Source organism: Marinomonas foliarum, assembly GCF_016906065.1.
Classification (GTDB): Bacteria; Pseudomonadota; Gammaproteobacteria; order Pseudomonadales; family Marinomonadaceae; genus Marinomonas; species Marinomonas foliarum.
On record NZ_CP070273.1, the window covers coordinates 246,469 to 260,092 of the forward strand.

Annotated in this window: 13 protein-coding genes; 1 reads left to right on the forward strand and 12 read right to left on the reverse strand. The window is 43.2% G+C overall.

What is annotated here, in order from left to right; genetic code table 11:
* Positions 1–60: 60 nt before the first annotated feature.
* The 8 genes from JSY38_RS01205 to JSY38_RS01240 form a co-directional block, all read right to left on the reverse strand.
* The gene (locus JSY38_RS01205; protein WP_114413060.1) at positions 61–1,113 is read right to left on the reverse strand and encodes an aldo/keto reductase; all 1,053 of its coding nucleotides are present in this window, start codon (positions 1,111–1,113) and stop codon (positions 61–63) included.
* Between the two features lie 154 nt (positions 1,114–1,267).
* The gene (locus tag JSY38_RS01210; RefSeq protein ID WP_205114844.1) at positions 1,268–2,449 is read right to left on the reverse strand and encodes a cytochrome-c peroxidase; all 1,182 of its coding nucleotides are present in this window, start codon (positions 2,447–2,449) and stop codon (positions 1,268–1,270) included.
* A 192-nt stretch (positions 2,450–2,641) separates the two neighbouring features.
* Entirely contained in the window at positions 2,642–2,899 is a 258-nt protein-coding gene (gene minE / locus JSY38_RS01215; protein ID WP_205114846.1) for a cell division topological specificity factor MinE, read from the reverse strand.
* Between the two features lies 1 nt (position 2,900).
* Positions 2,901–3,710 (reverse strand): septum site-determining protein MinD, encoded by an 810-nt coding sequence (gene minD, locus JSY38_RS01220; protein WP_114413086.1) that lies wholly within the window; start codon positions 3,708–3,710, stop codon positions 2,901–2,903.
* A 59-nt stretch (positions 3,711–3,769) separates the two neighbouring features.
* Positions 3,770–4,495, reverse strand: a complete 726-nt coding sequence (gene minC, locus JSY38_RS01225; protein ID WP_114413062.1) for a septum site-determining protein MinC — start codon at positions 4,493–4,495, stop codon at positions 3,770–3,772.
* A 304-nt stretch (positions 4,496–4,799) separates the two neighbouring features.
* Positions 4,800–8,528, reverse strand: a complete 3,729-nt coding sequence (locus JSY38_RS01230) for an AAA family ATPase (protein ID WP_205114848.1) — start codon at positions 8,526–8,528, stop codon at positions 4,800–4,802.
* Positions 8,525–9,802, reverse strand: a complete 1,278-nt coding sequence (gene sbcD, locus JSY38_RS01235; RefSeq protein ID WP_205114849.1) for an exonuclease subunit SbcD — start codon at positions 9,800–9,802, stop codon at positions 8,525–8,527. The genes JSY38_RS01230 and sbcD overlap by 4 nt, the downstream gene beginning before the upstream one ends.
* A gap of 49 nt (positions 9,803–9,851) precedes the next feature.
* Positions 9,852–10,709, reverse strand: a complete 858-nt coding sequence (locus tag JSY38_RS01240; protein ID WP_205114851.1) for a 2Fe-2S iron-sulfur cluster-binding protein — start codon at positions 10,707–10,709, stop codon at positions 9,852–9,854.
* Positions 10,710–11,114: 405 nt separating this feature from the next.
* Here JSY38_RS01240 and JSY38_RS01245 point away from each other — a divergent pair, with 405 nt between their 5' ends.
* The gene (locus JSY38_RS01245) at positions 11,115–11,291 is read left to right on the forward strand and encodes a DUF1328 family protein (RefSeq protein ID WP_205114853.1); all 177 of its coding nucleotides are present in this window, start codon (positions 11,115–11,117) and stop codon (positions 11,289–11,291) included.
* A 134-nt stretch (positions 11,292–11,425) separates the two neighbouring features.
* On the opposite strand, the gene JSY38_RS01250 is transcribed toward JSY38_RS01245, so the two are convergent.
* The 4 genes from JSY38_RS01250 to JSY38_RS01265 all read right to left on the reverse strand — a co-directional run bounded on the left by JSY38_RS01250 (position 11,426) and on the right by JSY38_RS01265 (position 13,557).
* Positions 11,426–12,001 carry a YdeI/OmpD-associated family protein gene (locus JSY38_RS01250; RefSeq protein ID WP_205114855.1) on the reverse strand — a complete coding sequence of 192 codons (576 nt, stop codon included), beginning with the start codon at positions 11,999–12,001 and terminating at the stop codon, positions 11,426–11,428.
* A 139-nt stretch (positions 12,002–12,140) separates the two neighbouring features.
* Positions 12,141–12,509, reverse strand: a complete 369-nt coding sequence (locus tag JSY38_RS01255; RefSeq protein ID WP_205114856.1) for a hypothetical protein — start codon at positions 12,507–12,509, stop codon at positions 12,141–12,143.
* 106 nt (positions 12,510–12,615) lie between these two features.
* Complete coding sequence (locus JSY38_RS01260) at positions 12,616–13,002, reverse strand: tautomerase family protein (protein WP_205114857.1); 387 nt, start codon at positions 13,000–13,002, stop codon at positions 12,616–12,618.
* A gap of 108 nt (positions 13,003–13,110) precedes the next feature.
* Complete coding sequence (locus JSY38_RS01265; protein WP_205114858.1) at positions 13,111–13,557, reverse strand: hypothetical protein; 447 nt, start codon at positions 13,555–13,557, stop codon at positions 13,111–13,113.
* Positions 13,558–13,624: the final 67 nt, after the last annotated feature.

A 13,624-nucleotide genomic window follows, 5' to 3' on the forward strand; every position in this document is an offset into this window, starting at 1 on the left:
TAAATTTATAGACACAAAAAAACGCCCTATAGGCGCTTTTTTTAAAACAGGAACCACTAACTAAAACGGTACTGGATATTCTTTATAGACAGCCATAATGTCCTTTAACGCCTCTTCAGACAGAGTCATATCAAAGGCTGCCATATCTTCTTTAAGTTGATCCATAGATGTTGCACCAATGATTGTTGAGCTAACTCCATCCACTTGGTCACACCAAGCCAAGGCGAGCTGTGCAGGAGTGAAACCATGTTTCTTAGCGACTTCCATATAAGCAGATACAGCTTTTTCAACCAAATCTGTATCACGGAAAATACCGTTACGCTGAGCATACGTCCAACGACTTCCTGCAGGGCGAGCACCACCAAGATATTTACCTGTTAAAGCGCCGGCAGCCAAGGCTGACCAAGGTAAATACGCAACATCTTCATGCACACAATTTTCAACCAAATAAGGCCAGTCTTTTGTGTGCAACAAGCTAAATTCGTTTTGGATAGAGGCCACTCGAGGCAAACCATGTTTATCACTTAGACGAATAAACTCATTAATGCCCCAAGTCGTATCATCAGACAGACCGAAGTGGCGAATTTTACCCGCTTTAATGCAAGCATCTAGGCCTTGAAGAATATCTAGAATTTGTGCTGACTGATCGTCACGATCAACATCGGTAAAGCTAATTACACCAGGAAAATGCTTTGCGAAATGCGGTGTTGTACGGTTAGGCCAATGAAGCTGATAAAGATCAATATAATCCGTTTGCAAACGCGCTAGAGAGGCATCGACAGCCTCAATGACGGTTTTTCCAGAAATATTACTACCATCACGAACATACTTAAGACCAGGCCCAGCAATTTTGGTAGCAAGAATAAATTCTTCACGGCGCTCAGGGTGACGAGACAACCAATCGCCAATGATGGCCTCTGTTTTACCATAAGACTCTGCTGTCGGCGGAACAGAATACATCTCGGCAGTATCAATAAAATTCACACCATTTGCTAATGCATACTCAATTTGCGCGTCAGCATCAGATTGATTGTTTTGAGTACCCCAAGTCATAGTACCCAAACATACACGTGAAACTTCTAAGCCAGTTCGGCCAAGTGGAACATACTTCATTAGATCTACCCTTAAAATTCAAGCAACACATACTAAATATGAAAATATTTACGAAAGGATCAATGTAATAAAATTTTGACCAACAGGCCAGTTTTATCAATAAAAACAATAAGGAGTTCAAGCTAAAAACTATAAGGATTAGGACTATAACCCGCTATTGGTCAGTAAGCAGAGACTCATAACGCTGATCAGTTAGGGTTTTCAGAAAAGCCACAATGGCATCAACTCTCCGATCAGATAACGCTGGTCCTTTTTCCAAATTCACTAAATCAATATTTTCTGACACTTCAGGCTTCGCCCAAAGCGCCCCTGTTTCAGGGTTAACCTTACGCGTAGGATTGTTATATTTATCATAAAAAAGCACCACGGTACGCAGATCAGTAAACACACCGTTATGCATATACGGCCCTGTCACAGCAACATTTCGTAAAGAAGGCACTTTAAACTTGCCGGATTGTTTATCATCATCGATAGCTGGATTATCTAATAATCCTAGATCCTTCCTAGCATTTTGATACAAGACATCAGGATTAGCAGGAACACCAATGTTACGGTATTCATAGTTGGTGAAGGTTTCCTGAGGATTAAGCTGTGATGTATTCACCTGATGGCATGCATTACAATTCGTAAACTGCTGAGAGAAAAATAGTGTTTTACCAAGCTCTTCCTGAGGCGTGAGTTTCACCTCACCACGCAAAGCGCGATCGTATCTAGAATCAAATGGCATAAACATGGCAGTCATTTCAAAGGACGCAATTGAATCGGTAATGGCTTTATACCCCTTAATAGGGTCATCTAAAACACCTTGCCCATAAACAGCATTAAACAACTCTTCATAGCGTTCGTTTTCTTTTACTCGATCTACTACAGCAGCGCCATCTGGCAATGCCATTTCCAAAGGGTTTAAAAATGGTCCTTCTGCTTGCTCAGACAATCCAGAAGCACGACCATCTAAAAATTGACCACCACGATACTCACCATTAGACATACGATGGAAAGAAGGCGCAAAAGCAGCATAGGCTGCAGTCGGCGTATTGCGACTACCCATGGATAAGCGATCACTGCCTAGAGAAACGGCACCTAGGAGTGCATCCGGTCTTTTATCTACAAAGCCGTTTGCTATATCGTGGCAAGTTCCACAAGACTGATTACGCTCTTTAGACAGGTTAGTATCAAAAAAAAGCTGTGCACCTAACATTGCCTTAGGGTCTGTCATCGCAATCGGAAGCTCAGCAGTGGAATGTGTAGGCTTAGCTTGAGAAACGACCTGTTTAGGCTCGCTACAGGCACAAAGCAGAACTGAAATAGCCACCACACCAAGGGAAAAACGCAGCATCAACTTTACTCTTATGGAAAAATTTAATCAGAAACAAGCAAGTAGCGTAAATAATACACCCATGAAAACGTGAGTAAAACAATGCTGTTTAAACAGATAAAATTAAACATAAAAAAGCGCCAAACAAGACCTACATCAATGACCTTGCTTGGCGCTTTATAAATTACTAAAGCTAAGAACTATAATTTTACGCTAATTTTGTTCTGGCAAAGTGACATTTAACTCCAAAACAGAACAGTCGTCCGTATTATCCAGCTGAATCTGCACATCTTCACTGCCTACATTCACATACTTACGAATTACATCAATAATTTCTTGCTGCATCTGTGGCAAATAATCCGGCTGATGACGCTTACTGCGTTCATGAGCAACAATAATCTGTAAACGATCCTTTGCTACTGACGCCGAGCTAGGAGCACTTTTACTTTTAAAATAATCAAAAATTCCCACTCTAACCCCCTAACAAACGCTTGATGAAGCCTTTCTTCTGAATCTCTAAGAAGCGCAATGGACGCTCTTCCCCCATCAAACGATCAACCGCATCCATATAAGCTAAACCAGCTTCAGACTCCGTATCCAAAATGACAGGCGTACCTTGGTTAGACGCCTTCAATACGGCTTCCGATTCAGGAATAACACCTAGCAATGGAATCGCCAAGATATCTTCAACATCAGACACACTTAACATTTCACCCGATGCAACGCGCCCTGGGTGGTAACGAGTTAAAAGTAGATGTTCCTCGATTGGCGCTTTTCCATCCTCAGCTCGCTTAGACTTACTTTGTAGAATCCCCAAGATACGATCTGAATCTCGCACAGAAGATACTTCAGGGTTTGTTACTACAATGGCTGCGTCAGCAAAGTACAGTGCCATTTGAGCACCCTTTTCAATGCCCGCTGGAGAGTCACAAATAATATAGTCAAACTCTTTGGAGAGCTCCTCAAGGACCTCCTGTACGCCTTCAATGGTCAACGCATCTTTATCGCGTGTCTGGGAAGCCGGCAAAATAAACAAGTTCTTCGTACGTTTGTCTTTAATCAAGGTCTGAGACAGAGTCGCTTCCTTGTTTATGACATTCACAAAGTCATAAACAACACGTCGTTCACAACCCATAATCAAGTCTAAATTACGCAAACCTACATCGAAATCGATAATGACCGTCTTATGACCCTTCAACGCAATACCAGTCCCAATAGCGGCACTGGATGTTGTCTTACCGACACCGCCCTTGCCTGAGGTGACTACTATAATTTTTGCCAATTCCATATCCCCCAATAAATTCACCTGAATTTATCCAAATAATTAAATGAATAATAATCTTAAAGCGGTACGATTTCTAAACTATCGTCAACTAATAACACTTGCGCACTGTCTTTCCAAACGATATTTTGCAACGCATCACTCAACATAAAATTACCAGCTATGGAAACCAGTTCAGCCTCCATGCTTTTACAAAAGATTCGCGCCTCTACATCGCCTTTTACACCTGCTAACGCTCGCCCTCTTAAGGCGCCATAAACATGAATATTGCCATCGGCCAACACTTCTGCCCCCGCACTGACTTGTGCCAACACGATCAAATCACCCTCAGCGTAAACCTGCTGACCGGAACGAATAGGCTTAGTAATGACCTTAGTTGATTGAGGCACAAGACGTTCTTCTACAACGGTTTTCACCACCACATCAGGGCTTGATTCTTCTTTAACAGTGGGCGCAATATTAATTGGGCGCGTTTTACTGGCAGGCAACAATGGAATAGTGACAGAGGCGCTCCAAACAGGCAGGTTATCCGGATCACACCGCCAACCAATCACCCCAAGACCCAACGCACTCACAGACTGAATTAAAGCTTCAAATTCACCCACAGTCACGCCTCGCTTCATTTTCGATATATCGACAATGATTGGCGCTTGATTAAAAAAATGCGGGACTTGATCAATTTTTTCCTTTAGATGAAACACAATACCATCTAAAGAAAATGTCTGAATTTCCAACAAAACCGTCGTAACGACACTTCCTTTAAGCCGGAAGCCTGAGTCTGTCATGCAAACTGTCCTTTTTTAATACCTTTAATGACCATAAATACATTCTAACCACACTGAAATCTCATCATCAGCATTGAAAGTTCATTCTATCAAGCTAAAAGATTAAAGAAAGTCAGTGCAACACTCTCTTTACACTAAGGAAAACACTTAACTGCTCCCTTATAGTGCTAAGGATAACGCAAAATGCTCAATAATGAACGAAAGATTAACCATTTGATTTAGTTAATATTTTACAACTTACTTACATACTTGTTCCCATTAATCTGGGGAAAACTTTTGCACCATAACAACCCAAGAAAAAAACTTACTCCTCAACCGCATGAACCGCAAATTCAGCTCCAAGACGACTGACGCCTAAACCACTTTGTTTTGTGAGTTTGATTTGTACCGGAATACGCTCTTTTAGAGCGCTAATATGGCTGATGATACCAATGGTCTTACCGGAAGAATGCAAATTATCCAAGGCATCAAGAGCAGACTCCAGTGTCTCACTATCCAAGGTGCCAAAGCCTTCATCCAAGAACAAAGAATCAATACTGGTTTTATGGGAAACCAAATCAGATAATGCCAATGCCAATGCCAAACTTACTAAGAAAGATTCACCGCCAGACAGCGTCTTAGTATCTCGCGAGGCATTTGCTTGCCAAGTATCCACCACAAGCAAAGACAAAGCATCTTCGTTACGCATTAATTGATAACGACGATGCAAAATCTCCAAATGCTGATTAGCCAAATAGACTAAATGATCCAAAGTTAAACTTTGCGCAAAGCGACGGAACTTGGCACCATCTGCCGAACCAATCAGATGATTCAAACGCTCCAGATGTATGAAAGCCTCTCGACGCGCCTCTAGTGCCTCCTTAGATTTCGCCACTTGTTCCCTTCGCTGTGTTTCTTCTTGAATCTGTTGACTAATAACGCCCCATTGACGATGTAGAGTTTGGCGCTCTGCATCGAGCTGAGTGTATTTTTCTTCTAGTGCCTCAAGGGAAATAGCGTCAAACTCCGCATTACCAGATTCTTTGCCTTCAAGAGCAACAAACTCAGACTTTCTTTCAATATGCTTAGCCAAAGATTCTTCCGATTGGTTAAGCAAAGTTTGCAGCTTAGCAACAGCTTCCTGAAGATGCTTAAGAGTCGTTTGGCGCTGCGTCATTTCTTCTGTGGATAAGCTTGCTTGCAGCCAAGCAGCTTCATCCTCAAAACCTTTCTCGGCTAGGGACTTTTGCCAATGTGCAAGCGCTGCATCATATTCTTCTGCCAAAACTAGACGAGTCTTATTAAGTGCTTCAAGCGACGCCTTGCTGGACGCCAAAGCTTGAGCAAGCTGCTGCCGCTCCGCTTCAATTTTCTCCAGCTCTTGATAAGCATGATCAGCCAAAGATTGCGCTTCTTGACGAAGTTCGCCAACACTCTTATCACCTAACAAGCTATACAGCTGTTTAGTAATATCAGCTAAGCTCGCATCTAACTCATTCACTTTGGCTTGCGCATCATCGCGTAGTTGCTGACTCTCTTTTAACGTATTTTCTAAATTTTTACTTTCATAACCAAGCTGCTCACGCTGCTGCAACAAAGCATCGTAACCGGCTTTGCTGTCGCGCCATTGCTTCATCGCCTCTTGTAACTGGGTCAACGCATCAACCAAAGACAAATCAAAATAGCTGTCCGGCACACTCGCTTGCTGCATATCATGGCGTAAATTTGCAGTGATTTTTTCTTGCTCATCCTTCTTACTAGCGAGATTCTTTTGATGAGCCTCTAAGGTTTGCCACAATAATTGACATTGATTCAGATCTTTCGAAACCTGCTGCTGACTTGTTTGGTGCTGAACAACTAGGTTCTGCAACTCGGCCTCTAAAGCCAAACGAGACTGATGCAAGGCTTCAAGTTTAGGTGCTATGTCTTGCAGCGCAAGCCAATCTTGCTCAACATGTTGAACAAGAGCAGAGACTTGTTCTTTATCAGACAAGTTAAAACCTTGACCCTGATTCAACGACGTCAGCCATTCTTTCAGATCATTTTCGGTTGTCAGTAAGCCATCGATCAATTGCTGACGTCGCGTTTGACCAGATGTTAATTCACGCTGCATGGATTCCAAGTCTGCCGCCAACTGCATACCCTGGCCTTTCAGACTGTCTAATTCTTTGCCCAATAGAAGAAACTCTTCTTGGCTACCAGAATCTGCTTGGTACAAAGCATTAGCAAGATTGTGCTCTGCTGAACCACACAACGGACAATCATCATGTTCACCTAACTCATTACGCAAATGGGTTAACGCCACAATATGACGCTCCGCCTCGGCAAGTTTTTCAATCGATTTTTGATGACGAAGCTTGTTTTTGTAGGTTTGCCTTTGTTGCTCTAGCTGGCTTTGCTGTTGCTGAATACGGCTTGCCATTGTATTCAGATTCTCGTCCAGCTCGGACAATTGCAACTGTTGATCTTGATATTGATGAAACTGTTTCCAGAGTGATTGCGCATTATACTGAGCACGTTCAGTTTGATGATAACCTTTCTGCCAATCGGCATATTCACGCTGCGATGATAACGCCATGTAATCATGAACCGTGCTCTGCAATGCTTGCTGACGCTCTTCTATGCTGGCTTGTTCATGCTCTAACTTAGCTTGATTGCTTCCATGAGCAGAGCGAGCAGCATCATAACTTTTGGAACCTTGATCGATACTGATCTCAAGTTCAGCAATAGCTTGGGTATTTGCCTCTATGATTTGTGCCTGATGCTGCCAACTGGCCAACTGATTTTCAATTTTTTCTGGCGATGTCCAGCGGCTTAAAATGGCTTTGCTTTCGTCACAGGCTTTATCAATACCCGTTAGCTTCTCAGTCACGTCTTTTAGTTGCGCCTGCTGATTATCGACTTTTTCTGTCGCTTGTTTAAGTCGAGCAAGGCTATCCTGATGCTGAGCCTTCACACTCTCTTGACGGGAAAAGATCGGCTGAATTTCATCATTGATCTTGTTATTCAAGGCCTCCAAATCTGCTCGCGTACGGGCTAACTTTTCTTTCGCTTGCTCAACGGAATCAGTCAATACCTGGCTTTGCTTAAGCTGTGCTTGTTGCATTTCAGAGTATTGACTAACATCCGCCTGGTTCTGATCCAAACGTGATTTTAAACCTTGCTGTTTGTCATAATCTGGCTGTAAAACCTGCGCCGTGAGTGCTTGCTCAAGCTGTCGTTGCTGAGGTGCAAAATCCGCTAACGCCTGCATTGCATCATCGAATTGTTGCTGATATTCAGCCACTTGCTCTTGCAGTTTCTTCTCAGTACGTCTCCACTCCAATACCGCTTGATGTTGCTTTAACGCGTCTGCATTGGCTTTTTCATTTGACTCAAAACTCGACTCGGTCTGCTTTAGCTCAGCAAAAGCGTCATCTGATAATAACTGAGTCTGCTCATTAAACTTCTCAAGCGACGCTATGGTTTGCTTCTCAAGCTTGTGTTTATCAAACACCCACTTCGACACATCACCGTAAATTTCTGTACCGGTTAGCTCTTCTAATAACTCAGCCCTGTCATTGGCTGACGCATTCAAAAACGCCGAAAAGCCACCTTGAGCCAGCAACATAGACTTGGTAAAACGCGAAAAATCCAAACCAGTGATGTCGGCTATCTTATCGATTTTTTCATTTATCTTGGTGGTAATGATGGTGCCGTCACGCTCGCAAAGCTCACACGTCATCGGCTGCAACTTACCATCGCTCTGACCTCGAGCTCGCCGCTGCCCCCAGAAAGCGCGATAACCTTTGCCTTTTATTTCAAACTCGACTTCCGCCAAACATTCCGACGTATGACGCGTCATCACATCGTTCTGACTTGGTGATACTTTCAGGCGCGGTGTTTCGTGATACAAAGCCAAACAAATCGCATCCAACAAGGTCGACTTACCCGCGCCCGTCGGCCCGACAATGGCAAACACACCAGCGTCGTCAAATGGCGCTTTGGTAAAATCAATTTCCCATTCGCCCTTTAGGGAATTCAAATTCTTCAGGCGCAGTTTGCAAATTTTCATGATTGCTTCACCTCGCCTTCTTGTTGATGCTCTTCCAGCTCCACCAAGCAAGTATTAAAAAGCTCGATCAGAGTTTTAGACTCGTCTTCATCCAGTTCTAAATTGGATTTAAGACTCTGCTCAAACACATCACCAACCGTTAATTCCGACAAGGTTTTGCGCGCTTCAAAGCCTTCGTTCTTTTTCTCTACCGCACTGCGGCGCATCACTCGTAGTAACTCAATCGGTTTGCCGTCAATGACTTCTAACAAGCGCTTATGCACATCACTTAAATACTCGTCGGCAATCACCGTCACTTCTAACCAAAGCATTTTTTCTTCAGTCAATTCTAACGCTGAAATCTGTTTAATCACCTCTTTCAAGCTGCCCTTCAAACTCGCCATAGGCTGAAAATTAGGAATCGTGATTAATTGCACAGGATCCGTTGGCTCAGCAAACAAGTCGTCCACAAAGGTATCTTCACCTAGCAAAGAGGTATCGAAGATCACCACGGTTTTGTCACGTCCCAACTCATCAAAGCTCAACGGAATCGGCGAGCCGCTGTAACGGAACCGACCGCTTTTACTGATCGGTTGAGCACGATGAATATGCCCAAGGGCAAGATAATCAAACGCCGGAAACACAGATGTCGGCAAGGCTTCCAATGTTCCTACATAAAGATCACGCACCGACTCGCTTACTTGCCCACCCACTGCGGTTAAATGCCCAGTACCAATAATCGGCACCGGTGCTTTCAGTGCTTTGTTTTTTTCACACGAGGCTTCGAACACTTGCTGGTAAAAATCACCAATCATTTGCAGCAAACCGAGCTTCTTATCTTGTTCAGATTGCCCAGCGACGCTTTGCATTACGTCTTTCGGGCGTAAATACGGCACAGCACATACCCAGGCGGCAATATCACCCGTTTTGTCTTTTAGCGGAATAACATGAGAATCGATATCTTCTAGGTTAGCTTGGCTCGACACTTGAGTATCGAGATAGGTCAACAAGCTCTTGGATTCGTTTAGCATACTGACCGAATCGTGATTTCCCGCGACGATCACCAACTGGCATTGACGAGCCTTCATGTCTAATACTAACTGATGATACATTTCCCGCGCATAGCTTGGCGGCGAGCCTGTATCAAACACATCACCCGCAATAATCACCGCATCGATGGATTCACTGTCCACCAGCGCCAATAACCAATAGATAAAGGCTTTGTGCTCTTCACGGCGGGATTTTCCCATAAAATGCTGACCGAGATGCCAGTCAGAAGTGTGTAGAATTTTCATTTATTGAATCCGTTGAATATAAAAATAAGCATAAAAATAAAAGGCCAAGTCACCGAACAAAATGCAACTGATTCGGATGGATTCTTAATGGACGCAATAACATCGCCCAATCTTTCGCCGACACGTTTTGACCGTGATAAATAAGTTGTAGAGGAGTGTTTCCCGAATTCGCCAGCGCCTCTTGAAGAAAAGCTATAAGCGCATCATCTGCCAAACTAAGCGTCAGGTCATTATTATCAAACAGAGTAAAATGCCCAAGAAAACTGGGCGTTAAATCCAACAAAGACTCACGCCAATATTCTTCAAACATGGCGTTATCAGGAGAAGAAATCACCACCACTGTGGCGTCTGCAATGTCCATCTCGTACAACAGACGCCCTTTCCTAACCCCCGTGGATAATTGAACCTCTACCTTGTCACCAGCAATCAGACCTAACGCTTGTAACCAATCTTCATCGGAAAGTTGGTTTTTCTGCAGCACGATTTTCAAAGGCGCACCGGCAGGATTCAGCGCCATGCATTCGTAAAAATGGGCTTGCTCTTTAGATAACTCTTGGCTGGGCAAAGACACCGAAACACGATCACCGAAGGATTCATCACTTGGCCCTAACAGAGTCAGCTCAATAGAAGTATCATAAAGATAAACATGGCTTAGAACGGAAAAAGAAGAAGACTCAGCGGGCGTTTGCCTAGTTAACAACATAGATGAAGCAATCTTGGTTTGACATGAAAGAATCGACTCGCAATTACTCGCATCATAAAGACGACACGCACCACAAGCGCCAGCGCGACAACCGTAACGAACATCCGCCCCCAGAGAAAGTAACGACGACAATAAGTTATCCCCCAAAACCGCCTCAAACTGCTCATCATCCAATTCTATCGTCAGCGCCTGTGAATCCATCATCCAACCTCCTCTTCGATTGGGCTATTATGACATAATCTGCCTCACTACCTCTCTTGCGTAACACTCAACCACTAAAAAAATTCCATTTTAATCACTAACAAAACGGGCCCATTAGTATCTGGGTTTTATAATACTCATCCTTAACAACCAAAAGGCGGTTCTTCCCGCACCATGAAACCAAAGCTTCAGCATTTTATGTAACACCCTGCTTCCTTAAAACCAATCACTTAACTCAATTATGTTAGCAAAGTATCAACATTGTGACTTATCAAACCCAATCCTGACCAGTTGGTTGACTTCATAGCTCTAAGCTTGTTATGTTTTTTACAGTTGATTATGAGTTATGAGATTTGAAAATATCGTCAACTTTCGATAAGTATCATTTACTAAGACAAGGAGAACAACATGTTAGGCTGGACAGTTTTATTGTTAATCATCGCCCTTATTGCAGGTGTTCTAGGCTTTACTGGCATTGCTGGCGCCGCGGCGGGAATTGCAAAAATCATCTTCTTTATCTTCATAGTACTACTGGTGATTTCTCTTGTATCCAGAGCCATCAGAGGCAAAGGCCCTAAGCTTTAACATTGGCTCGCAGACACTTATTTTTATTCAATTTATGGAAAAGGGGCATGCGCCCTTTTTCTATTACTTACCTCACCTGTTACCAATTAGAAGAGTTTGAGCGCCTCACTAAGATTTTTTGAGTCTCGTAGAGACTAAATCGGTTTTTCTTCTCGGATAAGCATTTCTAAGAACTTTTCAAATCGCCGCTGCCTAGTTTCAGGTTTCTTCGCACTCGTTAGACCGTAAGCAATAACATCACGACTCGATTTATTAAGCGTATCAAAAAAGAGTTTTACCCTCGGCTGACCTTCCAGTGCCGCTAAAAAGTCTGCAGGTACTTCCATTTTACTCACTACATAGGCGTTTTCCCAACGACCGTCAGCTTTCGCTGCTCGCACATGCACAAATCCAGGCTCCTTCATTCGGCCTTCGCTTATCAAACGCTCTACATGCTCCGTGTTTCTTTTAGACCAAATACTTCGTGCTGATCGTGGTGTTATTCGTTGAAGATAGGATTGATCATCAAGTGATTTTTTCACACCATCAATCCAGCCCCAACACAAAACCTCCACCACAACATCATTCCAAGAAACACTTTGAATCCCAGAGTTTTTCTTAAATATCTTTACCCACAACTCACTTTCAATAGCGTGATTCACTCTAAGCCACTCATCGAGATCGCCCGGTGTTTCAAATGAAATGATTTTTAAGGGATTTGGTTCAGGCATCACAATAGACTCAGTTAGGAATAACGCCGCGCACTGCGGTAAATTTTAAGCATAACGGAAAATTTGTCCGACAGTAGCGATTCGCTCGGCATTTTCCTTGTTGGACTATTTCGGGCAACGAGTACATCTGCATTAGTGCTCATCCGAAGATATGCAATCCATTTTGCAACCTTCCGATGATCGCGACTAAACCAGCTCCCATTACTACACCCGTAAGAAGTACTCCGAAAATAAGACACACGTAGAGTATTGTCCAAGCACGGGAAGATTTTGATTTCACAAGTCCTCCGGAAATTTTGTCGGAACACAGGTAAATTTGACTCAAACTTCTTTCCACCCCAAAAGCAATACCACCGATCACACAAAAAAGCAGTGCGACCGCGAAAGTTATGACCCGAGACTCTGCATTAGCAAAGCCATCCCACAAAAGAATAGCGCCATTAGTCCAAGCTAATCCAGTACAAGCCCATGAGGCAAGTTGAAGGATAATTGTCAGCATGTGGGTCATTGATTACTCATTCCTGTGATTTTTGTGCCGAACGTCAACAGCTTTCCTGTGTCTGGCGGCCGCAGGGAACGAATTTAATGGTCTTGGAACGAATTTAATGGTCTTGTTACACATTGACTTTGTATTTAAGATCATTGGCCTCATCACCCGTAATACCTCTGAACCCCCACTGATAGGGTTGCTGTTCCTTGATTGTGATTTCGACATCAACCGACTCGACTCCGAGCTGACTTTCAATTTCTATAAATAGAGCCTTTATAAGATCCTTATGAGTTTCCGGCTTACGCCCTGCCATCATATTTATTTCGATCACAGTGTAAGCATCACTTCTACCTCCCGGATAATAGAAGTCATCGCGCTCTAAAGGTACGAACCGATGGGCACGTTTATCCTCCGGCATACCAAGAACTGATTGCATGCAACCGTGAATAACATCCGACAACTTTGACTTTATTGGATTTAGTTTTTCTTTTATTCCATATACAACAATCATGATAATTCCTTTAAGGCGTGTAACGCTCGGCTCTACGGCTGGTAAAAGTGGAGGCGAAGCCGGAGCTTTTATCAGTCCGACAGCAGCCGCTTGTTAAGCGCTCCGTGGTCACTTGACAATACTCAACGTAATCATACGCAGCTTACTTTTTATAAATTCATAATGTGCGGAAAATCCACCACTTTTCGACTTTATCCATCGCTGATAAAGCACATGATCAGGATCATCGCTCGGACTTGTAATATACTCAATTCCTTTTTCTTCAAATGATTCTTTCGCTTCCACGAATGACGATAAAACATCAACGTCTACTTCGTTGTCGTGTATGTAGAGAAAACCATCTCTCTCTTGCATATAAAGAAATATGACATCCAAAGTTTGTTCTTTATTAAAGCGAAATTGGAATCCTTGTTCATAGAATGACGCCCAGTAGACATCCTCCGTTCCCTCATGAAGCCGATCAAAGTCATAGATCACGTCTACATCATAGTGCTCTAAAAGCTCTATCACTTGATCAGACTTTAGCTTATTACCAAGCAGCTTTGTAAATTGCACGATTCTTCCTTTTGACGCTTAACGCCTAGCTCAATTGCGGAGTAAGTTGGCGGGCTTTTTGGAGCAA

What these genes read in the sequence shown, in the direction of transcription:
- JSY38_RS01205 (WP_114413060.1), bottom strand. Translation starts at nt 1,113, where the DNA reads ATGAAGTATGTTCCACTTGGCCGAACTGGCTTAGAAGTTTCACGTGTA.
- JSY38_RS01210 (WP_205114844.1), bottom strand. Translation starts at nt 2,449, where the DNA reads ATGCTGCGTTTTTCCCTTGGTGTGGTGGCTATTTCAGTTCTGCTTTGT.
- minC (WP_114413062.1), bottom strand. Translation starts at nt 4,495, where the DNA reads ATGACAGACTCAGGCTTCCGGCTTAAAGGAAGTGTCGTTACGACGGTT.
- JSY38_RS01230 (WP_205114848.1), bottom strand. Translation starts at nt 8,528, where the DNA reads ATGAAAATTTGCAAACTGCGCCTGAAGAATTTGAATTCCCTAAAGGGC.
- sbcD (WP_205114849.1), bottom strand. Translation starts at nt 9,802, where the DNA reads ATGAAAATTCTACACACTTCTGACTGGCATCTCGGTCAGCATTTTATG.
- JSY38_RS01240 (WP_205114851.1), bottom strand. Translation starts at nt 10,709, where the DNA reads ATGATGGATTCACAGGCGCTGACGATAGAATTGGATGATGAGCAGTTT.
- JSY38_RS01245 (WP_205114853.1), top strand. Translation starts at nt 11,115, where the DNA reads ATGTTAGGCTGGACAGTTTTATTGTTAATCATCGCCCTTATTGCAGGT.
- JSY38_RS01250 (WP_205114855.1), bottom strand. Translation starts at nt 12,001, where the DNA reads ATGCCTGAACCAAATCCCTTAAAAATCATTTCATTTGAAACACCGGGC.
- JSY38_RS01255 (WP_205114856.1), bottom strand. Translation starts at nt 12,509, where the DNA reads ATGACCCACATGCTGACAATTATCCTTCAACTTGCCTCATGGGCTTGT.
- JSY38_RS01260 (WP_205114857.1), bottom strand. Translation starts at nt 13,002, where the DNA reads ATGATTGTTGTATATGGAATAAAAGAAAAACTAAATCCAATAAAGTCA.